Source organism: Nostoc commune NIES-4072, assembly GCF_003113895.1.
In the GTDB taxonomy this organism is placed as follows: domain Bacteria; phylum Cyanobacteriota; class Cyanobacteriia; order Cyanobacteriales; family Nostocaceae; genus Nostoc; species Nostoc commune.
The window spans coordinates 1,767,265-1,789,384 of the sequence record NZ_BDUD01000001.1; the positions used below are offsets into that span (position 1 = coordinate 1,767,265).

General features: G+C 39.9%; 24 protein-coding genes. 9 read left to right on the forward strand and 15 right to left on the reverse strand.

The annotated features are described in order from the left end of the window. Positions 1 to 491 precede the first annotated feature (491 nt). Positions 492 to 752, forward strand: coding sequence for a Calvin cycle protein CP12 (locus CDC33_RS07900; RefSeq protein ID WP_109008016.1), 261 nt, complete (start codon positions 492 to 494; stop codon positions 750 to 752). On the opposite strand, the gene CDC33_RS07905 is transcribed toward CDC33_RS07900, so the two are convergent. Together CDC33_RS07905 and CDC33_RS07910 are read right to left on the reverse strand one after the other, a co-directional pair. Next, positions 749 to 1,567 carry a TlyA family RNA methyltransferase gene (locus tag CDC33_RS07905; RefSeq protein ID WP_109008017.1) on the reverse strand — a complete coding sequence of 273 codons (819 nt, stop codon included), beginning with the start codon at positions 1,565 to 1,567 and terminating at the stop codon, positions 749 to 751. The genes CDC33_RS07900 and CDC33_RS07905 overlap by 4 nt on opposite strands. Positions 1,568 to 1,851: 284 nt before the next feature. Next, positions 1,852 to 2,277 carry a DUF29 family protein gene (locus tag CDC33_RS07910; protein WP_109008018.1) on the reverse strand — a complete coding sequence of 142 codons (426 nt, stop codon included), beginning with the start codon at positions 2,275 to 2,277 and terminating at the stop codon, positions 1,852 to 1,854. Positions 2,278 to 2,469: 192 nt separating this feature from the next. On the opposite strand from CDC33_RS07910, the gene CDC33_RS41600 reads away from it, so the two are divergent. Continuing rightward, on the forward strand, positions 2,470 to 2,631 hold the full coding sequence (locus tag CDC33_RS41600) for a hypothetical protein (RefSeq protein ID WP_369694290.1): 162 nt from the start codon (positions 2,470 to 2,472) through the stop codon (positions 2,629 to 2,631). Further along, complete coding sequence (locus CDC33_RS41605; RefSeq protein WP_369694291.1) at positions 2,613 to 2,744, forward strand: hypothetical protein; 132 nt, start codon at positions 2,613 to 2,615, stop codon at positions 2,742 to 2,744. The genes CDC33_RS41600 and CDC33_RS41605 overlap by 19 nt, the downstream gene beginning before the upstream one ends. A 60-nt stretch (positions 2,745 to 2,804) precedes the next feature. On the opposite strand, the gene CDC33_RS07920 is transcribed toward CDC33_RS41605, so the two are convergent. From CDC33_RS07920 to apcB, 5 genes are all read right to left on the reverse strand, one after another. Further along, a complete protein-coding gene (locus CDC33_RS07920) occupies positions 2,805 to 3,140 on the reverse strand; it encodes a XisI protein (protein WP_109008019.1) in 336 nt (111 codons plus the stop codon). Next, a complete protein-coding gene (locus CDC33_RS07925; RefSeq protein WP_109008020.1) occupies positions 3,128 to 3,547 on the reverse strand; it encodes an element excision factor XisH family protein in 420 nt (139 codons plus the stop codon). Before CDC33_RS07925 ends, CDC33_RS07920 begins: the two co-directional genes overlap by 13 nt. Before the next feature lie 83 nt (positions 3,548 to 3,630). Continuing rightward, entirely contained in the window at positions 3,631 to 5,805 is a 2,175-nt protein-coding gene (locus CDC33_RS07930) for a Z1 domain-containing protein (protein ID WP_109008021.1), read from the reverse strand. After that, entirely contained in the window at positions 5,802 to 6,278 is a 477-nt protein-coding gene (locus CDC33_RS07935) for a hypothetical protein (protein ID WP_109008022.1), read from the reverse strand. The genes CDC33_RS07930 and CDC33_RS07935 overlap by 4 nt, the downstream gene beginning before the upstream one ends. 237 nt (positions 6,279 to 6,515) lie before the next feature. Next, entirely contained in the window at positions 6,516 to 7,025 is a 510-nt protein-coding gene (gene apcB, locus CDC33_RS07940) for an allophycocyanin subunit beta (protein ID WP_109008023.1), read from the reverse strand. A 357-nt stretch (positions 7,026 to 7,382) separates the two neighbouring features. Here apcB and glnA point away from each other — a divergent pair, with 357 nt between their 5' ends. Beyond that, positions 7,383 to 8,807, forward strand: a complete 1,425-nt coding sequence (glnA, locus tag CDC33_RS07945; protein WP_109008024.1) for a type I glutamate--ammonia ligase — start codon at positions 7,383 to 7,385, stop codon at positions 8,805 to 8,807. Positions 8,808 to 8,955: 148 nt separating this feature from the next. Continuing rightward, entirely contained in the window at positions 8,956 to 9,915 is a 960-nt protein-coding gene (locus CDC33_RS07950) for a calcium-binding protein (protein ID WP_109008025.1), read from the forward strand. A 190-nt stretch (positions 9,916 to 10,105) separates the two neighbouring features. Here CDC33_RS07950 and CDC33_RS07955 read toward each other — a convergent pair whose 3' ends face one another. The 3 genes from CDC33_RS07955 to gifA form a co-directional block, all read right to left on the reverse strand. After that, positions 10,106 to 11,314, reverse strand: a complete 1,209-nt coding sequence (locus CDC33_RS07955) for an RNA-guided endonuclease InsQ/TnpB family protein (protein ID WP_109008026.1) — start codon at positions 11,312 to 11,314, stop codon at positions 10,106 to 10,108. Positions 11,315 to 11,320: 6 nt separating this feature from the next. Further along, entirely contained in the window at positions 11,321 to 11,518 is a 198-nt protein-coding gene (locus tag CDC33_RS07960; RefSeq protein WP_244919171.1) for a helix-turn-helix transcriptional regulator, read from the reverse strand. Between the two features lie 243 nt (positions 11,519 to 11,761). Next, positions 11,762 to 11,962 (reverse strand): glutamine synthetase inactivation factor IF7A, encoded by a 201-nt coding sequence (gene gifA / locus CDC33_RS07965; protein WP_109008028.1) that lies wholly within the window; start codon positions 11,960 to 11,962, stop codon positions 11,762 to 11,764. A gap of 288 nt (positions 11,963 to 12,250) precedes the next feature. Here gifA and CDC33_RS07970 point away from each other — a divergent pair, with 288 nt between their 5' ends. After that, positions 12,251 to 13,309: a class I SAM-dependent methyltransferase gene (locus CDC33_RS07970; RefSeq protein ID WP_109008029.1), complete on the forward strand. Its 1,059-nt coding sequence runs from the start codon at positions 12,251 to 12,253 to the stop codon at positions 13,307 to 13,309. Positions 13,310 to 13,719: 410 nt separating this feature from the next. On the opposite strand, the gene patX is transcribed toward CDC33_RS07970, so the two are convergent. Beyond that, positions 13,720 to 13,917, reverse strand: a complete 198-nt coding sequence (gene patX / locus CDC33_RS41155) for a heterocyst-inhibiting protein PatX (RefSeq protein ID WP_109008030.1) — start codon at positions 13,915 to 13,917, stop codon at positions 13,720 to 13,722. Between the two features lie 107 nt (positions 13,918 to 14,024). Then, a complete protein-coding gene (locus CDC33_RS07980; protein WP_109008031.1) occupies positions 14,025 to 15,881 on the reverse strand; it encodes an FAD-dependent oxidoreductase in 1,857 nt (618 codons plus the stop codon). Between the two features lie 541 nt (positions 15,882 to 16,422). Here CDC33_RS07980 and CDC33_RS07985 point away from each other — a divergent pair. Continuing rightward, a complete protein-coding gene (locus tag CDC33_RS07985; RefSeq protein WP_109008032.1) occupies positions 16,423 to 17,364 on the forward strand; it encodes a hypothetical protein in 942 nt (313 codons plus the stop codon). 92 nt (positions 17,365 to 17,456) lie between these two features. Here the strand turns inward: CDC33_RS07985 and CDC33_RS07990 are convergent, their stop codons facing one another. Together CDC33_RS07990 and CDC33_RS07995 are read right to left on the reverse strand one after the other, a co-directional pair. Next, positions 17,457 to 19,127 (reverse strand): dipeptide ABC transporter ATP-binding protein, encoded by a 1,671-nt coding sequence (locus CDC33_RS07990; RefSeq protein WP_109008033.1) that lies wholly within the window; start codon positions 19,125 to 19,127, stop codon positions 17,457 to 17,459. Between the two features lie 285 nt (positions 19,128 to 19,412). Further along, positions 19,413 to 19,706: a hypothetical protein gene (locus CDC33_RS07995; RefSeq protein WP_109008034.1), complete on the reverse strand. Its 294-nt coding sequence runs from the start codon at positions 19,704 to 19,706 to the stop codon at positions 19,413 to 19,415. A 693-nt stretch (positions 19,707 to 20,399) separates the two neighbouring features. Here CDC33_RS07995 and CDC33_RS08000 point away from each other — a divergent pair. Beyond that, on the forward strand, positions 20,400 to 20,723 hold the full coding sequence (locus CDC33_RS08000; RefSeq protein ID WP_109008035.1) for a hypothetical protein: 324 nt from the start codon (positions 20,400 to 20,402) through the stop codon (positions 20,721 to 20,723). Positions 20,724 to 20,835: 112 nt separating this feature from the next. On the opposite strand, the gene CDC33_RS08005 is transcribed toward CDC33_RS08000, so the two are convergent. Beyond that, on the reverse strand, positions 20,836 to 21,045 hold the full coding sequence (locus CDC33_RS08005; protein WP_109008036.1) for a hypothetical protein: 210 nt from the start codon (positions 21,043 to 21,045) through the stop codon (positions 20,836 to 20,838). 676 nt (positions 21,046 to 21,721) lie between these two features. Here CDC33_RS08005 and CDC33_RS08010 point away from each other — a divergent pair. Continuing rightward, positions 21,722 to 22,033, forward strand: a complete 312-nt coding sequence (locus tag CDC33_RS08010; RefSeq protein ID WP_109008037.1) for a hypothetical protein — start codon at positions 21,722 to 21,724, stop codon at positions 22,031 to 22,033. The last annotated feature ends 87 nt before the right edge of the window (positions 22,034 to 22,120 follow it).

Here is a 22,120-nt window from a genome sequence, read left to right on the forward strand (position 1 = left end):
TTAGAGACAGTACACCTGATGAATTGGGTAGTTGTACAGATGAGCAGTGCTTTAGGGAGTTTTGAGTTACTACAGACGGAAGTGTTGAGAATAAATAAAAATTATTTCGCCTTTGTTACTATTTATAAGTGTTTATCAACTTCTATCAAACTCTTCTGACAATTGAGTGACATTCCCAATTTGGGATGCAAGATTGAGAACATGACCATCTCTGCTTGTTACCACAACTAGTGGAATTTATTTACCTTTTTGAATCAAAGATGACAAGAGGGTAATTCCCACTCAAATTAGCTAAAAAGATGGCGGTGTTTACCACCACCTCTGGTGGGAAGCCTATCTAAACTGGAAATGTGAGCCAGCTCGGTGTTGTTGCTCCAACAAAGAGGGACTGGCGTTAGCGATGCAGGAGCCTCACCCGGAGAGTGAGCTTTTTGGGGTCATTGAAAGCTCACAGTTAATATCTATCTCTGTAAATTAAAGGTAAAAGTATCATGACAACTACCCTAAACTCATTTGAAACTGCTGGCGCGACAAATCTTGAAGAAGCTATTACTCAAGCCATTAGTGAAGCGCGTACAACTTGTGAGCTAGATGGCAGTGATTCTGCTGGTTGTGCCGTAGCCTGGGACATTGTGGAAGAATTACAAGCTGAAAAAGCCGATCAACAGCAAGCAAAATCAAAGAAAACTTCTTTGGATAATTATTGCGATCGCCATCCTGAATCCGTAGAATGTCTAATCTACGACCTTTAATTCTTCCGTAAATCAGTTGTTGCTGATTGCGTTATTTGCTTAATTGCTTCTAAATCAGGTGGTGGCGTTTCACTTTCCATTCCCAACCACAAAAGATACTCAATATTCCCAGCAGGGCCAGTGATCGGCGACCAAGTTAAGCCTTTATATTTCCATCCTAATTCGTAGGCTGTTTGCAACACCTGGAAAATGGCATCAGCTTGGTCGTTTGGATCGCGCACAACACCTTTTTTACCCACACGGGATCTGCCGACTTCAAACTGTGGCTTGACTAACAACACAGCTTCACGGTTAGCTTGAGTTAGTTGCCACAAAGCAGGCAGAATTTTTGTTAAAGAAATAAACGATACATCAACCACCGCCAAATCAGGAATCGGGTCATTTTCGCCATATAGCTCATCTGGTCGTAGTTGCCGTAAGTTGGTGCGTTCCCGTAAAATCACCCGCGAATCATTTCGCAACCGCCAATCAACTTGTCCGTAACCAACATCAATTCCGTAAACTTGTTTTGCTCCAGCTTGTAAGAGACAATCAGTAAAACCACCAGTAGAAATCCCACCATCTAAACAAATGCGCTTTGCTACGGGAATGGCAAATACTGATAAGGCTTTGGAGAGTTTTTCACCACCTCTAGAAACAAAAGGCGATCGCTCTTTAATATTTATTTGAGCAGTAATATCAACTTCTGTACCAGGTTTATCAACTAGCTGCTGATTAACAGTAACTTCCCCCGCCTGAATTAGCCGTTGTGCTAAAGCGCGAGAAGAACATAAATTTAACTCTACTAATAATGTATCGAGTCTCTGTTTAGCCAATTAACTAGATCCTGGTAAAATTAACAGGGTTAGCGCATCTCAAACCCTATTGACACGGTGGTTTTGGGGTTCAACCAAAGCACAAATAAGTTCAAAATTACTACACTGAGCCAAGGGGTGGGATTGACATTTTCGTATTTATGTGGTCAAAAAACATAAAAAGCTATTTGACCCATGTTTTTTCAATCATTTACGACAATTTGTCCTATTTTGAATGAAAAACTGATATTCAGATAGAGTTTTAAGCTTTTTGTCTGTATCAAGAGCTACAAAATTAGATGCGCTTACCCTGGTAAAATTAAAGTCAAAGCACGATTAATAATTTCTTCTTGATTAACAAGTTTTTCTAATTCTTGAGCTTCATAACGACCTTCTTCTACTTGTAAGGAAGCCTCATCAATGGCATTTAAATAGGCTTCTGCTAAAATTTCTAACAATTCTTCTGGCGTGAGATAATAACCCCCCGCTTTACGCCGCTTATTTTCCCGTTGAATTTCCCGAACCGAATTCCGAATAGAGACTTCCCAAGAGCGAGTCGTGCGATTTTCAGCTTGTTGTTTAATCAGATGCAACAGCAAAATCACTGCATAGCTACGAATCGTCTTGATGATGTCATTTCGGCTCATTTCCGTTAATTCTTCAACTATAATCAATGCTCCTTGAACATCGCCTTTAACAAGCAAGTCTTTCAGAGCTAATAATTCTTCCATAATCAGCGCCTCAAACCTCGGCAACTTCTATTGTGGCTTATAGCGGTTCTAGTTCAGATAAGATAATAATGCGTTTAATTTATGAGCGATCGCATTCCTTAGCCAGTCAGAATTCACACTATTAAACTTAAAATAGACGCTAAAGGACTTTTTCTTTCCTAACCAGTGGTTTAAGACTACGGAATATTTATTATGCCATTAAGACAACCTCGTTACAGCAAAGAAGAATTTGCTCGTCGCGGTGATAAAATCTACGACTCTCAAGTGCGCCCACAAGTCGAAGCAAATAATTATGGCAAGATTGTAGCGAAGACATCAAGACAGGTGCATGGGAAATGGATACTGATGAAATAAATGCCTCGAAGCGTCTTGAAACTCGCTACCCAGATGCACAAATCTGGTTTGTGCGTATTGGTTTTCGCTATGTGCGTCGGTTCGGGGCTGGGCGCATCCACAAAACAAAATGATTATTGGAAGCGATCGCTACTTAATGTATTATTCTTTGCGAATACACAATATTCAGATAATTAAGATACAGCAAAATCAGTGTATTGCCGTAGTTCAGCCGGATGGAAACCCAAGACAATATCTTCGCGCAAAATACCCGCTTCTAATAATGCCTCTGCTACTGGCTGGGAAGTACCATCATATTGAATCCACACTTTATTATTAATAATGTCTATATGTACCACCGAACCGTGTACGCGGCGCACTCCATCCCAACCGACATGTAACACTTCGTAGTGGTCTCGCTCCGAGTCAATGACTGCTTCTGTCTCTATTTGACCGTTAGCAGGTTTGTGACTAGCATAGTCAAATATCAACTGACGAATAATTTTACGATACCGAGCTAGCTTATCCATCTGATAATCCTTTCTAGTTGCTCGTCAAAGACAATTAGGTTTATTCCTATACTATTAAGAATTAGCTGACCAAAGCGTTCGGAAAATATACCTTCGTAAACCCGCTTGGGAACTGCTAAATAAAGTTGGCGTTTTGGTTGTAGTTCTTTAAGCACGCTACGATAAACTTCATACTGTCCCACAGCTTCCTGAAGGTCATTCACGGGAGAAGGACTCAGAAAACTTTTGATTTCAACAGCTATTTTTTGATTATCCCTCTCAGCAGCAATGGTAACTCTTTCTGCTCCAATATCTACGTAAAGTTCTCTACCCCCATAAGCAAGGTATAAGGGATCGTTGGTTATTGTCCAACCATCTGCTATAAGTGCTTTAATGACTGCGGCGTGGTAGATGTCTCTGGCTGGCATTAGTCGAAAGATAGCTTCAAAAACACAGATTTAATCTAAAAAAATTATTTTCCAAAGGTGCGATCGCAAATTTAAAATATCACCTATTCATCCTCATCATAATTAAACATTAAAACAAATTTTTGTTTAGGTAAAACTAACATAGGTAGATATATAGGATGACCATCCCATTTCTTGCTTTTTTCACCTTTTTGATAGCAAATAATTAACGTTGGCACATCGGGATATTTTTCTTTAGCCTCTAATGACCACCTACCTGAGCCGAAGCCAAACATCCACTCAAAAGGGTCTTTTCTGGTCATATCTAATCCTTGATTATTATTTCTTTCACCTCTACGAACATTTAAACGACCCTTTGTCATACCCTTTGATTTTATATCTGTTAATCCTTTGATAATACGTTTATCTTCCCATTTTTCCGATAAAACATAATGACTTCTTGTATAATTGAGTATTTTAATGATAAGTTCTATATCAACTTCATAATATTGATTATTGTCTTGGTAGTTTACTAAAAGTTCCTCAATTTCTTTGAAATTATCCTCGATTTCATCTTTTTTATAGGCTGGGTTTTGAGGAAAAACTAATGAACCTGGTACTAATACATCAATTACTGAAGGATCTAAAACATTAGAACGAGTTGGTTTAAGATTTCCCCCTATCCAAACAGGTTGTAGTTTGATATTATGAATATCATCTCCAATTGCTTGCCGCATCGCTTCATCTGCTTCGTGAATAGAACGAAAAGCGTCTAGTATATGTTCTGGTAAAAAGAGGCGAGTTACATCTTTTAGTTGTGAACGATAACCATACATTCGAGCATGTTGATGAACTGTATCCATTACTTTTTGTTTTGCATCTCGTCCATAATAAGTTACCATTAAACCTTCAATTGTTACACCTCTTCCTAATCTATTACCCCCAATTAATATGTTCATGCCAGGATTATAATTAGGCTCTTTCTCAGGATTATTTGCATTAATTATTTTAGGAATTGCACGTCTTAGTTGAACTTTTAGCTCATCTATAAGTTCAATAATTGGAGGTAAATTATCAGCAGTTTTATTTAGCTCCTTGTAAGCTTGATCTAACCATTTCCGAGCTTGTTTATTTTCTGTATCTGAACTTTTTTCTCTAATTGCTTGATCTAAATTAATTACAAATTGACTAATCACTTTTTCTAATACACTATGAATATCTTGCTTATAACAAACATGAGCAAGAAAAGAATATTTATCATCTTCTTTGCCAGAAGATAACATTTTGTAGATTGAACCTAAGAAGAAGCAACAAAGTGCAAGTCGTAATCCTTCAGGAATTATCCATTTATTCCCCGGATTTATTGTACCTTTTTGTTTCTTAAGTTCGTTAATTTCTCCAGCATCTACAATACAAGAGTAGTTACTTTTCTCAGCAAAAAATAACTCACCTCCCATATAACTATCTCCCGGCTCTGGTAGTGCGGCACAAAATTGTGGCTTACAAGGCTGAGAGAGCTTTTGTAATAATAAACTTTGAGGAGTCGCTGTGATTTGAATATAAATATGATTAGCAACCTCTTGACGAATTTTACCTATCGTCTCAAAAATTTTACTATCATCAATCGTATCTTTTCCTTTTTTAGCTTGTTTAGATTCATTCGTATTTAAACTAGCGTTATCCGCTTCATCATCAAAAATCAAAGTAGGAACATATTTTATTTTTGCTGCTTTTAAAACTTTTAATAAATTATCTAAGTGATGACCGTTTTTTGTAGAAACTAAAACAACACCTGTATCTTTGATATAGGGTGCAACTTTAGTTTTTGCAAAACCATCAGGGTCTTTTTTCCATGCTTCCCAATCAAAGAAAACAGGACCTGCTTGAACTTGATTATTAAAACGATTAGCCGTTTGTTTTCCTAACCATGTATTATCAGAGGTTAAAATAATAAAACAGCGAAAATTGTTTTCATGAGCCAGTGCTAGGGTTGCAATAGTTGTGTTAGTTTTACCACTTTGAACTCGACCATAAATAAGTCCAGTTGTCCCATTAGGAATAGCATCTATTCCTTTATAAGGTTGACTCACTAAACCTGTACTATTTTTCCCTACATCACCATTCCCAAAATTCTCTGAATAAACTCTGACACAATTTTGGACAATTTCAATAGCAGTTTCTTTAAGTTGATTCGCTTCTCTTTCTCCGATTTTTTTCTCTAATCTCTTAATTAATCTGTCAATACAGTCGCCATTAGTTTTAATCTGAGTGGGTATCATAGGTTATTTGATGTTGATAAAATTACTTCAGGCCAATTATTTTGAGGGATTGTCTGTTCCAAGGGAACTCTCCCCGTACCTTTAACATAATAACTTCCTCTTAGTTCTCTTTTAATAGAAACACGCTGCTTGGCTAAACCCTCACTAGGATCAATAATTGTCCATAGTTGTTGTTCTGATAGACAACAAACGCCATCCCGATGACAAATTAATGCTATAAAAAGTTTGATATCCGGATAAGCTTCACGAAATTTTGTTAATGCATTTTCTTCCTGCGAACTGAAGCTAAATGACCATGAAGAAGTAGGCTTTTTTGATATTTTAAATAAAATAGCTGATTCTTGGTTTGAGCTTTTTATTGTATAGAGAGATGAATGAATATAAGATAAATAACTGATAGAGATATAAGATGTTCCTTTGAGGAGTCGAAGAAAAGCCGCACCGTGCAGAAATTCTAGATCATTAATACTCATAGAACTATTGGCAAGAATTATTTATATCAATAATAAATATCATAAGAGCAGGTATAAAATTTTTCCAGTACTTATTCTACTTGTAGTACTAATTAATTTGTCACACAAGAAATAGTTTTTTGCATTAATAAAAGTAAACGCACCTTGCCAATCAAGTCAAAGTGCGATACGTGTTAGGCCCACTTACGGGAACTTTATTTGTATAGTTCCGCGATTTCTAATTGCTAGGGCTAGATGCTAAATATCCTGTTCGCTCAACTCGCGTGTGATGTGATCAAATGGTTCATCCACAAAAGTAGTATTAACTACACCTGCTGTTGCCACCTGTTCCTTAATCAGATCCTTGAGAATTTGGATACCGCGAACCGTAGGCCCAATAGGTACTCCTAAAGAATTGTAAGTTTCCCGTAGCCCTTGTAGCACACGCTCATCCAATACATTTGTGTTTCCGGCAACTAACGCATAGGTGGCATAGCGCAGATAGTAGTCCATATCCCGCAGACAAGCTGCATAACGACGAGTTGTATAAGCATTTCCACCGGGGCGAATCAATTCTGGCAGTTCTTCAAATAACTTTAAACCAGCTTGCTTGACAAGTGCAGCTGCATTAGTATTTATCGCTGCTGCCGCTTGTACTCGTGCTGTACCACTGTCAAAGTAAGACTTCAGGCTATCGATCGCATTCCGGTCAAAATACCGGCCAGCTAAGTCATAATTCTTAATTAAACTTGTTACCGCATCGCGCATTCCTTCTTCTCCCAATCATTACTATTTATGGTTTGATATTTATTTGGCTGCACTTATGCACCAGTAAATTTTTGTGCTATTAAAAATAGATTCGGCACAAAAACAATTTATCCACTATCTATGGATTCTATGCCAAAGTTGACCCCTATATGATGAACTTTCCAGTTTTGTACAGATGATCCCTGAAAGGTTAATATAACCTGATAATCTAGATATCTGTTACAGAAGCTACAAAATCAGCTAATGTCTAGTATTTAAGATATTTCTGGTGTGTCACGGCCTGATTGAGATCAGCAGGGTTAGGATGCAATGTAAGATTCTGGTTTACTTTAGGAAATTGGTAGAGAAGGAGTAACAATGACAACACCCCAAGAAGTCTTGAAAAGAATTCAAGATGAAAAAATTGAACTGATTGATCTCAAATTCATCGATACAGTAGGGACTTGGCAGCACCTCACACTGTACCAGAACCAAATCGATGAGACTGCATTTACTGATGGCGTACCTTTTGACGGTTCCAGCATTCGGGGTTGGAAAGCAATCAACGAATCAGATATGACGATGGTACTCGACCCCAACACTGCTTGGATCGACCCATTCATGGAAGTCCCAACGCTAAGTATAATTTGTAGTATTAAGGAACCTCGCACGGGTGAATGGTACAATCGTTGCCCACGCGTTATTGCCCAAAAAGCAATAGATTACCTGGTTTCCACTGGTGTTGGTGACACAGCCTTCTTTGGCCCTGAAGCTGAGTTCTTTATCTTTGACAATGCTAGGTTTGCCCAAACCGCTAACGAAGGCTACTACTTCTTAGACTCCGAAGAAGGTGCTTGGAATTCCGGTAAAGCTGGTACAGAGAACAAACCCAACTTAGGTTACAAACCACGCTTCAAAGAAGGTTACTTCCCAGTCTCACCGACGGATTCTTTCCAAGATATCCGTACAGAGATGCTGTTGACGATGGCACAATTAGGTGTACCCATTGAAAAGCATCACCACGAAGTAGCCACTGGTGGTCAGTGCGAACTAGGTTTCCGCTTTGGCAAATTGATCGAAGCGGCTGACTGGTTGATGATTTACAAATATGTCATCAAGAACGTTGCCAAAAAACACGGCAAAACCGTCACCTTCATGCCAAAACCGATTTTTGGCGACAACGGTTCTGGAATGCACTGCCACCAATCCATCTGGAAAGACGGACAACCTCTGTTTGCAGGTGATAAGTATGCTGGTTTGAGCGACATGGCATTGCACTACATTGGTGGTCTTCTCAAACACGCACCAGCGCTGTTGGCAATTACCAACCCTAGCACCAACTCATATAAGCGCCTAGTACCTGGTTATGAAGCACCAGTAAACTTAGCTTACTCCCAAGGGAACCGTTCTGCTTCTATCCGTATTCCTTTATCTGGCACTAACCCCAAAGCCAAGCGTTTAGAATTCCGTTGTCCAGATGCTACTTCTAACCCCTACTTGGCATTTGCTGCAATGCTTTGTGCTGGTCTTGATGGCATCAAGAACAAAATCCATCCTGGTGAACCCTTAGATAAGAATATCTATGAACTCTCTCCAGAAGAACTGGCAAAGGTTCCTTCAACTCCAGGTTCTTTAGAACTGGCGTTGCAAGCACTAGAAAAAGATCACGCCTTCTTGACCGAATCAGGCGTATTCACGGAAGACTTTATCGAAAATTGGATTGACTACAAGCTAGGTAACGAAGTTAAGCAGTTACAGCTGCGCCCTCATCCCTACGAGTTTTACCTCTACTACGATGCTTAATTAAGTACCGTAGCTATCTAAATATATAAGTTTTGCCGCCCCAGAGTAGAGGGTGGCTTTTTTTCCAGAGTTGTCAGTTGAGAGATCCTTGCCCAAATAATACTGATGCCTTTTAAGATCATTCCTGAAAGTTGAAAGGAAAAAACACATGGATATTATTGGTACAAATGAGGACGATTTTCTTGCTGGCACTATTGGCAGCGATCGCATTGATGCTTTGGATGATGACGATACTATTGTATCCTTAGCCGGTGACGACGAAATCTTTGGTAACGATGGCGAAGACCTGATCGTTGGTGGAGCAGGAAACGACACAATTGATGGTGGGGATGGCGACGATCTAGTATTTGGAGATGCTGGGAACGACTCCATTGATGGCGACGATGGGGTTGACGTGATCAATGGGGGGGACGGCAATGACCGCATCATTGGTAACAATGACAATGACCGCATCTTCGGTGATGCAGGGAATGACACCATTAATGGTAATGATGGAGATGACATCCTCAATGGCTCTGATGGCGCCGACGTAATTTCTGGCGACGCTGGAAATGATCGAGTTTTTGCGGGTAATGGGAATGACACGGTATCAGGTGGCGGGAGGAACGACCAACTCAATGGTGATGCAGGCAATGATCTTGTTCAGGGTGAGGCTGGTAACGACACCGTATTTGGTGGGACTGGAGTTGGAAATGACACCCTTACTGGTGAAACTGGCACGGACTTATTGATTGGTGGAGCTGGAAACGACTCTTTATCAGGTGGTGATGGGAGCGATCGCCTGATCGGCGTTGAACCTTTTGCCCCAGGATTTGGATCGATTGTTAACGAAGTCGATACCTTAACTGGTGGGGCTAATAGCGATACCTTCGTCCTGGGAGCAGGTAATGAAATTTTCTATGATAATGGCAACAATAGTGACTACGCCTTGATTACTGGCTTCAATATCAGCCAAGACTTTATTGAACTACCTGAATCTACCTTTAGCTTGGGTAGTATCTCTATTAATAATGCCGTGGGGACAGGGATATCTTTTAACAACGACTTAATCGCGGTTGTTCAAGGAGTTTCAATTTCAGATTTTAGCCGTGGCTTTGATTTTGTCTAAACACATATCACTATAAGTTGTGAACTTTGAAGTAAAAGGGGCTGGGAACTGGGGATTAGGAATTGGGGAACAAAATCCATCCTGGTGAACCCTTAGATTTAGATAAGAATATCTATGAACTCTCTCCAGAGGAGCTTGCAAAGGTTCCGTGACATACTCCCTGCGCCGCCCTCCGGGACGGCGAGGGCTTCTAGGTGACTCCCCCCAACGGGTTGGACATTTCCCTAGCTTTTGAAAGGACAGGATGCCCCACCGCCCTATGTTTTATATTTCGCGCTGCGTTGTGGTCACGGTCGTAACTAGCACCGCACTGGCAACTGTGCCATCGGTCAGCCAGTGTTTTTGGGACTGTCGCGCCACAATCAGAGCATTCTTGACTTGTGCCGTTGGGATTTACCGCTACTATCAAACACCCAGCACTTGCAGCCTTGATGTTCAGAATTTGTAGAAATTGACCCCATCCAGCATCATTTACAGATTTCGCTAGCATTGATTTTGCTAGTCCCTTGATATTTAAGTTTTCATGTGCAATAACCTGGGATTGCTTAAGTAAACATAAGGCAGTTTTATAATGAAAATCTTTACGTTGATTAGCAACTTTTAAATGAGATTTTGCAACACGCTTAATAGATTTTTGACGACGTTTTGACCCTTTCTTTCTACGGGATAATTGACGCTGCAACCGCTTTAATTTCTTTTCAGATTTGCGATAATGTCGAGGGATTTGTACTTCCTGTTTGTCATTCGTCACCAAAAATGATTTCAGTCCCATGTCAATACCGAGTGTGTTATCCAGTGCGGGGATGACATCAACTTTAGTACTAGGCACGGTTACATCTTCTAAGCTAAGACTGATATACCAATTGTCAGCTTTACAGGTAATTGTGGCGGTTTTGATTTTGAAACCGTCAGGAATAGGGCGATGCAAAATCATTTTGACCTTGCCAATTTTGGGTAACTGAATAAATTTACCCGTTAAGTGTTCTGGTTTGATGGGGTCAGGAAATGCCAATGAATGATAGCGCCCTTTGCCTTTGAACCGGGGACGACCAGACTTAAAACCCTTACTATCTCCCTTCAGCCAACGGTCAAACGTTTTCTCTACCCTTGCTATTACATCTTGTAGGGTGTGCGAGGGGATTTCTTTATAGTCAGAGAACAAGGCTTTGGTGTTGGTTAAATCGCGTTTCTGACTGTAATAACTGGGTTTGTCTTTTAGTGGTGCAATACCACAAGAAATAATAGAGCATCGGTCAACGTTACAGCGATTTTGCTCCCACCAGTTAAACCGTTCTGCCAACCTGTAGTTATATTGACGACGGCACAATTCAAGCCAGTTTTCAAAAGTGGCTATTTGTTGTTTGGTTGGTCTTAGACGGTACTGGTAGGCTAGGCGCATTCTGATCTAATCTTTTTCTGGTTCAAATAAATCAGCTAAATCTTCAACTGTGGATCTCGTGATTTTGCAAAGCTTGATAGTTTGTCTTAGGGTAAGTTTCGGAGCATGAACTCCACGCTCCCAGTTGGAAACAGTTTGATCGGTAACACCTACTGCTTCAGCTATTTGTCTTTGAGTGAGTCCTAGTGACTCTCTTAGTGTCATAAAGTTTTCACCTGAAGTCATCTATACAAAATACTACTACAAGTTATTACTACAAGCTAACTTGACAACTACAAGCTAACTTGATTCAATACACACCCCACTCACCCCGTCAACCTAGCGGTTGACATCGGTTCGGGGGTGTGTTCGTCACCGCCCCGACATTCTTCCCATCGCCGCCCTTCGGGACGGCGTGGGGCTGCTGTCGGAAATAGCTCAAAAAATCAACTTTAAAGCTCTTGAAACTTAGCTCATCGAAGCATGACTTGGCCCATAAATCATCCGACTGTTAGCATCTACTTTCCCTTGAATCGGGTTCCAGTAGTGGGATGCTTCTTCAGGAAGACCAAGTTCTTGTGCAGCCCGCATCAGCATTGATTGTTGGCGATTCTTAACTTGCTGATGTTCACGCACCATCAACGCACGAGATTTATCTGCGATAGACATAACCATAGTCCTCTCTATTTGTGAATATATAATTTTTGGTTCCTTTTTAAACTACTATAGCTAAAATTCTGTAACATAAGCTACTTTTTACAAAAATTTATATTTGGTTTTGCTGACAATATCAGGTATTTTTCCCCAAAGCTCGAAAAATCCTCCCTAATCTACCGTTGATGGCTAAAATCATCTGGATTCAGATTTGTCTCACCTGAGAGCCTTTATCTTTCCAACACCTAATAATTTTTTCGTTACAATTATTTACATAGAAGTATCAAACCTTAAGCTATTTTTATGCCTGAGAGTTTAACTAAGCTGACTTATCAAACCTTTCAGCAGAGCAAAAATTACTTTGGTCTGGCTCACAAAATATTAAGTTCACGGTTAAGGAACCTGGTATATCCGACACTTGAACAAAAGACCAAACCCATCCCAAATGAGCTTTTACCCAAACTTCAACAAAGATTGAATCAGTTGCTGGAAACAGACTGGCAAGATACTCAAAAAGGTGTATATCCGGAAAGTTTATTGTTTGACAACCCTTGGGATGACTTTTTCCGCTACTATCCCTTGATATGGCTAGATTTCCCTCAAATGTGGGAGCGGGTTAAACAACAGAGTTACCAAGATTTTTCGCCCGAAATTGACATAGATGCTTATCCCAGCTACTACGTCCAGAACTTCCATCACCAAAGCAATGGCTACTTGAGTGACTTGTCAGCCAATTTATATGATTTACAAGTAGAAATTCTTTTTGGTGGGGCAGCTGATGCGATGCGGCGGCGGATTCTCGCTCCCCTCAAGCAAGGGGTGAAAGCTTTTGAATTGGTTACACCACGGCAAGCCCGTATTTTGGATGTAGCTTGTGGAACTGGGCGGACTCTGAAGTTGATTCGGGCAGCCTTGCCTCAAGCATCTCTGTTTGGCACAGATTTGTCACCAGCTTATTTGCGTAAAGCAAATGAACTACTATCCCAAATTGCAGGCGAATTGCCGCAACTTTTACAAGCGAATGCCGAAGAGTTACCCTATGTAGATGACTATTTTCATGCTGTAACTTCTGTTTTTCTTTTCCATGAGTTACCAGCAACTGTACGTCAGACAGTGATTGAGCAATGCTTCCGGGTAACAAAACCAGGAGGAGTCTTTATTATCTGTGACTCAATTCAGTTGAGTGATTCACCTGAGTTGGGATATATGATGGATTTTTTCCCCGAAACTTTCCATGAACCCTATTACAAGCATTACACCACTGATAACCTGCTAGAACGTCTACAGAAAGTAGGCTTTGAGAATATTGAGACGCAAGTCCATTTTATGAGTAAGTATTTTATTGCTCATAAGCCAGCTTGAGATAAAACCTTCTCATTCCCTTATCTTTAAATAAACTTTACCTAAAAAGGGCAAATGCAAAATTTTGCATCTGCCCTTGGGTGTAGAATAATTAAGAGGACTAAGAGGTAGCTAGCAGATCCTTCTTAATGTTTATTTCGTTGGGAGCCATCTGTGAGGAGAAGGAACCAGGCACTTAATTTAATTTGCGTTTTGATCGCCAAGATTGACGCTAACTATATATACAAAGCTTGCAGTTGAAATACTAAGCGATCGCTGAAGATTTTCGTGTGTCAACTGTATATATATCTGTCAGAAAAGCTGTGTAACCGATGTTAGTACAACACTGGGTTTTCTGGTACTTTGTTTCCGTTGAAAAAAGAGGCATTACCCTACGGTAGTTAAACCACAACATAGATATTTTCCGATTTTTATGTCGCTTCTCTACGCCCACTACCGCGATGACGTGGCGCATCATCTGAAGCTTGTTCAGATGCCGCCGAGCGCCACTGTTCCGAAGTAGGCGTGGAAGGCAGCCCATAGGATAAGTGATTGACCATCGTTTGGCAGTTAGAAGCTAAGGGGCCGAACATCAGACTCGAGACTAAAAGAGAAATGGCAGCACGCATAGCAGATGTCTATTTTGGAACTCTCCACTTCACTGATACTTAGCTTTTTGATTAATATCCGGACAATTCATCAAAAAGTATTCAGTTTTACTGAAAATAAACTCTCCTTATCCTCCGTTCAAATGTTCGACTAATAACCAATTACCAGAGTGGTTTTGATGACCCCACAATGTAATTAATTGTTCGTGAGGATAAGCGCGTAATTGCTTGTCGATATGCGATCGCAAAGTCACAAGCTGCCAATTTTGACCTTGATATGCGGCTGGTGATGTGACAGTGAATCTGTATTCCTGCTGACCCAAGCGGTAAAAAATGCCTTGGAAACAGTTACTTTCCCGAATTAATCCCTTGCCAAAAGTAGAGTCAGGGTACTCACGCGACGATGGGCAAGGGCAATCACCACTAGCTGGATAGGCTTGTGGGTTATTTAAGTAATACAGTTGCCAGTGCAGCCAATCCGAATGATTGGGTGGAAGATTAAATAAAGGAATAATTGCTGCTTTTGAGCGATTATCTTCCAATAAAGCCATTTGCAGCGCCCTAACAGGTAAATCCCTTGGCTGGCAGTTTAACTCAACACACATCGCTGCTGCCATCCCTGCTGCTTGACCAATGCCCATAACCACAGGTTGTAATCTGGTGGCCCCATTGGCAATGTGGGAGACAGAAATATTTTTTTCACAAACCAAGAAACCATCTGTTGTGGCTGGAATCAGGGAACTGTAGGGAATTGTAAAAGGAGTTCCAGTCCAGCGTCCCCCCCAACGGATAGATTTAGATTGCAGTGGGAATTGAACACCAGGATAATGATGGTCATTGGCGTAGTTACCAATTGCGATCGCTTCTCTACGAGAGGCTCCGCCAACGCAAACGCCTGCCGTAGGATGCCCAAAGGGCTGTAGGGCGAACGCTTCATATATAGATGCAACTCTACCTCCAGCGATCGGCAAAATATCCTGTTCTCGGACAGTAGTTAGTCCCACTAAGCGGCGGCTTTCCCGGTAATAGGGATGCAGAGCAAAAGCTGTAGGGGTGTGAGGAAATACTTTTTCTGCTAAACCATAGCGACGACCAAGCTGATTTTGGATAAAATGGGCAAAATTTTGGCTGTGCCAGCGAGATTCTTGGATAAATTCATCTCTGGATACATCTGACTCTATCAATCGCCCTACTCCTTCGCCGTAGTCATTGCCACAGATTGGCCAATTCATCATAAATAGGCCACCAGGCAAACGTCCATAATTCAAAAATGTCTCTGTGCCATAGCTATCCCAAGCGCCTGTAAACTGCGATGGATTATAGTTAGGCGCAGCTGGAATTTCTGGTGCCGCAGCTACGCCCGTCGTAGACATCGCTTCACCAAAGTCTTGCATAATCACTACATAAGTGGGCGCTTGCACTGGATATTTTTCAGTTAAAGAGTTAAAAGCTACTGGGGCGCTGGGTTCTCCCCACTCAGATTGCAATTCCCAGCCCCAGCGATAGGGTATCTCAGCTAAAGCCAATAAATCTCCTAATTCTGTGCCGTCGAGAATAATCTTGGCTGTGACAGCAAAATCAGCAAAGCGCACACCAGTAATAGAATCACCTTGGCGAAACACTTCTATTGGCACATGTCCAGAAATCCAGTCCAGATTTGGCAATTCTTGCACCCAATCTGCAAAAATCTCTGCCCCAATCCGAGGATCGTAACTAAAAAAGCTTACCCAACTGTTATCTAATCCTCCGGGCTGTCGTTGTCGCAATTTCTGCAAAAACGCACCCCATAATCCCGTTTGAAAGGCTTCTAATTCGTTGCCATCGGGTGCGGATACTCCAGCCGAAGTCAGCATTCCCCCCAACCAAGGAAATTCACTCACCAGAATCGTTTTGGCTCCCCGTCGCGCCGCTTGGATAGCAGCCGCAGTGCCTCCGGTTCCCCCACCGACAACTAAAACATCAGCTGTGTATGTCTGATTAATCATTGCTTATACCTCACTGAAGTTTTGACATATTCTCCCCAGATAGCTTGGCATCAAACAAGATAAATTATCAGGATTTACGCAAAAATCCTCAAATAAATATTAGTTTTATAGGAATCGTATTTGATTTTTGAAATTATCTACGTGGGCGGGGAGTAGGGAGTAGGAAGTAGGGAGTAGGGAATAAGAAATTAGAAATAATTTTGTTTTGACTGGATATACATAGGATTTAGGATTATATCTATAGGATTACTATTTGATTTTTGAACGAAATTAAGTATTGTAGAGTGTGTTAGAACGGAGTTCGTAACGCACTATGAACACGAGTTTGATGCCGTACTCTCTGTGCTAACACATCCTACGTATATTTTCAGAAATCAAACCGGATTCCTATAACAAAAGCTTGATATTAAACAGCTATGAAGAGATACAACTTGTATATACAGCTAAAGATAGAGGTTGTTACTATATTTTGTATTTAAACTTAATATAAATAGTCAATTTTTATTAACTACTAGTATTAAGTAGTAATAATCAAAATATTATGTTTAATAATTGCTTTAAAAATAATGATAATTTAAGTGTAATTAAGGATAGGAATATATCAAATGTTGAGATAGCACTTTTTATAGATCAAATCAAAAGTAATATCTGGCTATTTGGTATTCCATCTTGGCTTTTTGGGATAACCGATAGAAGCATAGCTGCATTTAATGATGGTTATTTATCTCCTATAGAAATATTTCAGTTACTTACAGCCTCTTTCTTTTTTCTGAGTTGGCTATATCTCAAACCTGATGAAAGCTTTAATAGCAATGATTTAGGCCCCAATGAATATCAAGAATATCTCGCTCGTGCTCAAGCTAACAAGCTTCAAGTAAAAAAGCTCCACATGATTAGCCAGGAGTATATTTTACCGTTTCCTTATATTTGCCAAATCTATCATTTATTGAATTTAAGGCATTTAGAAACAGTTCATAGCTTTAGCCTTAATAACCTGAAAATTTTTCAAATTAGCCACTTTCAGCCCACAAAGACTGGTGGAATAATTAAATTCCAAACAATATTGGATTCGCCAGGTAATGCTCTGAGAATTTGGCGTCAACCGATTGTAGAGGTGGATTTAATATTACATACTCCATATACTGTTGAGCTGAGTATCCCAGTCTACAATAACAAAAGGATAATTGTTATATTTCATGCTTTTCCGTTAAATGACTTAGAGCATCACTTTTTTATAGATATTTATAGTGATTTAGAGTGGCCAAAGCCATTATTACAAATAATATTGCATTTTGCTTCTTGTTTGACACTATTTGAAGATTTGCCGTATTTAAGAGCTTTAGCTGATAAAAATATAGCGCGTTTATTCAATTTAAGTAAGACTTCAAATAACGAAGCTGCATTGCTGTTTAAAAGATATGTTGAGCTATATGGTTCGACTGGAGAACCAATTAAATTACTTGAGGGGAAGGAAGAGAGTTAAGAGTTAGAGACGCGATGAATCGCGTCTGTACAAGAGTTGGGAATTAGAGACGCGATGAATCGCGTCTGTACAAAAGTTAGGAGTTTGTTTGGTTAAGCGCGTGCTAGTAAGGGGGCAGCAGCTAGTAAGGTTTTGGTATAAGGATGCTGAGGATTAGCAAAAATAGTTTTTGTCAAACCGAGTTCGACAATTTTACCGCCATTCATCACGGCAATACGATCGCACAAAAATCGAGCTAACCAAAGATCATGAGTGATGAACAGATAAGTTAACTCAAATTCTTCTTTCAATTGCAACATCAAATCTAGCACTTGCGACTGCACGCTAGCGTCTAACATACTTACGGGTTCATCGCAAATCAAAAGTTTAGGGTGAGTAATCAAAGCACGAGCGATCGCAACTCTTTGCTGTTGTCCACCAGATAAATCTGATGGATAACGCTCATAATACACTTCTGACGGTGTTAACCCAACTTTCTCTAGCATCCACAAAACCTGTTCTTTTGCCTTAACGGGATCGGCTAGATTGTGGATAAATAAAGGATCAGCGATACTTTGTCCCACTGTCATCGCCGGATTGAGACAAGCATGGGGATCTTGAAAAACCATTTGTATCTGTCGCCGCGAGGAGCGAATTTCTTGACGCGACAGTTTAGTTAAATCTTGTCCTAAAAACTCAACTTTGCCACTCGTGGGACGAATTAGTTGCAAGATTGTTCGTGATAGTGTACTCTTACCACAACCTGATTCCCCGACTAAGCCGAGAATTTCTCCGGGATAAATATCGAGGTTGATACCATCTACTGCTTTAATTGTCTGAGCTTGTGTCTTAAACAGCCGTTCGATAAAGTTAGGTTCTATGGTGTAGTGTTGTTTGAGTTCACTGACACTCAAAATTGGGGATTGTTTATTAATAATCGGTAATTGCTTTTCTGAGTCATTGGCAATTATCAATTCTCCGTCATCACTTACTGCTTGAATGTGTAAAGCTGCTTTTAAGAGCGATCGCGTATATTCATGCTGAGGATGTCTAAATACGGTTTCTGTAGAACCCATTTCCACCATTTTGCCGTTGTACATGACGCCAATGCGATCGCAATACTCAGCCACCATTGCCAAATCATGAGAAATCAGCAACAATCCCATGTTTTCTTCACCGCACAGACGAGTTAATTCTTTTAATATCTGCGCGGAAACGGTAACATCTAAACTGGTAGTGGGTTCATCGGCAACAATTAATTTGGGGTTGAGGAGTAAAGCTAAAGCGATCGCTACCCGTTGGCGCATTCCACCGCTAAATTCGTGGGGATACTGATTCCAACGACTAGCTGGAATATTTACCTTTGCTAAGGTAGCAAGTGCTTTTTCTTTAGCTTCGCGGGTTGATAATTCTGGTGAGTGCGCCTGGAGGGTTTCGATACAATGCTTACCAATCGTCATTAGTGGATCGAGGCGTGTCATGGGATCTTGAAAAATTAAGGCGATCGTTTCTCCCCGAAATTTCCGCAACTGGTTAGGCATCAAGTCAAACACTGACTGTCCTTGAAATCTCACCCGTCCCTCAATTCGACTAGAAGCTGGTAGTAAACGCATTACTGCCCGTCCTATAGTTGACTTACCACAACCCGACTCTCCCACCAATCCCATTCTTTCGCCTGGTTGCAAGGTGAAAGATACATCATCAACCGCCCAGGTTGCTTCTTCTCCACTCCGCGCAGGATAGGCAACTCGCAAATTTTCGATACAGAATAAGGCTTCACTCATAGTTTAGTTATCAGCCCTGAGCTACCAGTTTTTATAATTTCAAATTTAAGATAGTCTATCAGATTAGGATTAAACCTCCGTTGTGCGAACATCTTTATTGTCTTAGCGTAGCCATAACCTCTACAAAAGAAACCTTGAAGCTAGATTAACCTAATGTATCTATCGGCAACCAACCCAAAGGGAACTACGAGATCCGCCAATCTTCTATCATACTGATTTATACTGCTTGTCTCAACTTTTATCCGTTCATCTAGGAGACAAGCAAGTATTTTACTATTGAGCTAATTAATGGTCATGATCTTGATGATGATCGTTTAGTTCTTGCTCAGTTTCTAGTAGCCGTGAAATAAGCACGTCTGCTTTTCTACTAATAACAGACCTAACTTTATCAATAGCAACTACTTCACTGATTTTGACAACCATTTCCCAGAGAGTATCCTCCTCTGTATCTTTGTTGTAAGTTCTATGTTTAAACCACAACAAATCATCCCAAACTCCGATAACTGTGGCGAAATACCATTTGTCTCGTATTAGTATCCAGATTTCTTGTTCTAAGTAAGTTTGTAGAAGAGGTTTCACGATGAGTAAGATAATGGAAAAGATTGTGCTACATATTAAGTAAGTATTAACAGGTAAAGCAACAGTTAAAATACTGATATCTTTTAGTGTAAATTATATTAACCTATTTTAAAAGTTAGTAAATAAACTGTATGCAAACTGGGGTTTTGCCAATAGCTAAGTTAGTAATTTTATTATTTTGGTAAAGACTGCGTGTATAAAATACAATTTTATGATTTAGTAGTGACTGTTACAGACTGGAACATCTACTACAGCATTATCACTGAACCGGATCGACACCATTCCTAAACTAATAATTTAGGTGATGCATTGCCAAGGTGCGATCATTTATTTTTATATGGGATTTTGGCTTAGAACAATAATGAAATAACGAACCGCTAACGCGTAGCGTCTCGTTAGAGAAGGACGCCAACTCTTAGAGAGGCTTCCGCCAACGCGTAGCGTCTCGTTAGAGAAAAGCGCCAAGGAAACAGGTTTGTACAGGCTTTTTGTGTCAGTCCTGTACCTTTTGGCAAAATTGGGATGCTCCCCTGAATTCTGAATTCTGACTCCTGAATTCTGTTCGATAAAGCTTTCGCTGATTAATTCACCCATTTGTGGGAGGTAATAAGTAAACCAATAAGTATACTTTACTTATAATCAGACCAACACAAGATGGTTTGATACAGCATTCACGCAACAGATGTATCAATCATGTTAAACCTGATATTCACCGAATGTATAAAAATAAAACCCTTGGTGCTTTCAACAGCTTTTTTTCTGGCTATACAGACTTCTGCCAATGCTCAACAACCCCTTCCTCGTTTGACTCCAGCACAAGCTCAACATTTGTCCCGCGACTTAGTACCATATAACTCTCAAGAATTTTTTAGGCAAGGAAACAATTCGCTTGAGAGAGAAATTAAAATTCTTAGGCAAAGGCAACTGCGCCCAATTAAACCTGTTCTTAAGATTAATTCACTACCGCAGATTAAAACACCACATACTCAGCAAAACCCTAATATCTTAACTAGGTAAGAATCATCGTGAGTTTATGAAACCTTAGAACCCCATGCATCCAAATCAGTATGCCCTGGTTCCTGTTTACAGAGCTTTTGTGTTTTAATATTTGCAACACAAATTTACAATATTAATCGTCTAGCAAACCCATCAACGCTTGAACTTCAACGTCTTGCGATTCTGATAATTGACCTTGTAACTTTAACAATTCATCTTGTAATGCTTCAGCTACATAGAGCATATTAGATTCTTGTGCAATTTTTAGCTGATTTTCTTTAACCTTGATTTGTTTAAGCAAGCTATTTTCAACATTAATTGAATTGTAGTTTTGAGTAATCATAGCTTTATATTTTTATCAATTTACGGAACGCAATTAAATTTACCACTATGTATTATTCCATATTTTTACCATTTTTTAAATATTTAGTGATTTAACAGTTAGTAGTTATCAGTTGGAAGTCAGAGTCCCCACGAATACAAGTGGTGTGTTTCATTCGAGGTTAAATCCCCTACTGAAGCCGTGATAACTGATAACTGTTGACTGTTGAGTATTTTAATCTTCATTACTCGTAGTATTACACGGCGTAAATAAACATACCCTTCGGGTTCACCAGTCGCCTGCGGAGGGAAACCCTCCCACAGCGCTGGTTCACCATTTCAAATGGCGCAATAAGCTTGAAATACAATTTTGCCTGACTTTTGATTTCCGCCTTGTGGTAGTGTTTACGGGTATCGCAGGCTTAATACACCATATTCGTATTTTTAGAGGCTTTTACAAAAATGTAAATCATGATATAAGATTGGTTGACTTAAAAGGAATTATAGATAACACATATAAGACTACACATGAGTACCAGAAAAACCTAGACTAAAGCAGTTTGCCGTAGGCTACCACAGAGGCACAGAGAACACGGCGAATAATTTGAGAGAGTTTTTTTGCGTAATTACTTACACATTAACTTGTATGTTGCTTCACGAGTATTGCTGAATATTTTAAACAATTTTTTGTGAATTCTATGAACTTAAAACTTATAAAAAGAAACGTTTTTACTTTTGTAAAAATTATATCCACAATGCTTATAACAAGCGCAATTGGATTGGAATCATGGAATATTTATGCAGCAATAACTAATACTAATCTACCAAGCAGCCTTAATCCAATTTTTTGGATTGAACGTTTTGCTATGACTAGCCATTTTCTCGAAGGTATTATAGCAGCTTTTTATGCACCTTCAAGAAAAAAGATGCCAATAAAATATGCTACTTATACTTTTTTCGTAGGCACAATTGGATTGTTAGAACTATTCTCTTCAGAGAATGACTTTTGACAGTACCCCTTTTGGATTAGGTCGGTTGGTAGGGTGCATTAACGCGCCCTATGTAAGAAAGTTGTAAATTATTAAATCCACGATCGC

Coding starts and splice junctions, on each gene's coding strand:
- CDC33_RS07910 (WP_109008018.1), bottom strand. CDS start 2,277: ATGGAAGAATTATTAGCTCTGAAAGACTTGCTTGTTAAAGGCGATGTT.
- CDC33_RS07950 (WP_109008025.1), top strand. CDS start 8,956: ATGGATATTATTGGTACAAATGAGGACGATTTTCTTGCTGGCACTATT.
- CDC33_RS07955 (WP_109008026.1), bottom strand. CDS start 11,314: ATGCGCCTAGCCTACCAGTACCGTCTAAGACCAACCAAACAACAAATA.
- CDC33_RS07900 (WP_109008016.1), top strand. CDS start 492: ATGACAACTACCCTAAACTCATTTGAAACTGCTGGCGCGACAAATCTT.
- CDC33_RS07970 (WP_109008029.1), top strand. CDS start 12,251: ATGCCTGAGAGTTTAACTAAGCTGACTTATCAAACCTTTCAGCAGAGC.
- CDC33_RS07985 (WP_109008032.1), top strand. CDS start 16,423: ATGTTTAATAATTGCTTTAAAAATAATGATAATTTAAGTGTAATTAAG.
- CDC33_RS08005 (WP_109008036.1), bottom strand. CDS start 21,045: ATGATTACTCAAAACTACAATTCAATTAATGTTGAAAATAGCTTGCTT.
- CDC33_RS08000 (WP_109008035.1), top strand. CDS start 20,400: ATGTTAAACCTGATATTCACCGAATGTATAAAAATAAAACCCTTGGTG.
- CDC33_RS07920 (WP_109008019.1), bottom strand. CDS start 3,140: ATGGATAAGCTAGCTCGGTATCGTAAAATTATTCGTCAGTTGATATTT.
- CDC33_RS41605 (WP_369694291.1), top strand. CDS start 2,613: ATGGATACTGATGAAATAAATGCCTCGAAGCGTCTTGAAACTCGCTAC.
- apcB (WP_109008023.1), bottom strand. CDS start 7,025: ATGCGCGATGCGGTAACAAGTTTAATTAAGAATTATGACTTAGCTGGC.
- CDC33_RS07925 (WP_109008020.1), bottom strand. CDS start 3,547: ATGCCAGCCAGAGACATCTACCACGCCGCAGTCATTAAAGCACTTATA.
- CDC33_RS07930 (WP_109008021.1), bottom strand. CDS start 5,805: ATGATACCCACTCAGATTAAAACTAATGGCGACTGTATTGACAGATTA.
- CDC33_RS07990 (WP_109008033.1), bottom strand. CDS start 19,127: ATGAGTGAAGCCTTATTCTGTATCGAAAATTTGCGAGTTGCCTATCCT.
- glnA (WP_109008024.1), top strand. CDS start 7,383: ATGACAACACCCCAAGAAGTCTTGAAAAGAATTCAAGATGAAAAAATT.
- gifA (WP_109008028.1), bottom strand. CDS start 11,962: ATGTCTATCGCAGATAAATCTCGTGCGTTGATGGTGCGTGAACATCAG.
- CDC33_RS07935 (WP_109008022.1), bottom strand. CDS start 6,278: ATGAGTATTAATGATCTAGAATTTCTGCACGGTGCGGCTTTTCTTCGA.
- CDC33_RS07980 (WP_109008031.1), bottom strand. CDS start 15,881: ATGATTAATCAGACATACACAGCTGATGTTTTAGTTGTCGGTGGGGGA.
- CDC33_RS41600 (WP_369694290.1), top strand. CDS start 2,470: ATGCCATTAAGACAACCTCGTTACAGCAAAGAAGAATTTGCTCGTCGC.
- CDC33_RS08010 (WP_109008037.1), top strand. CDS start 21,722: ATGAACTTAAAACTTATAAAAAGAAACGTTTTTACTTTTGTAAAAATT.
- patX (WP_109008030.1), bottom strand. CDS start 13,917: ATGCGTGCTGCCATTTCTCTTTTAGTCTCGAGTCTGATGTTCGGCCCC.
- CDC33_RS07960 (WP_244919171.1), bottom strand. CDS start 11,518: ATGACACTAAGAGAGTCACTAGGACTCACTCAAAGACAAATAGCTGAA.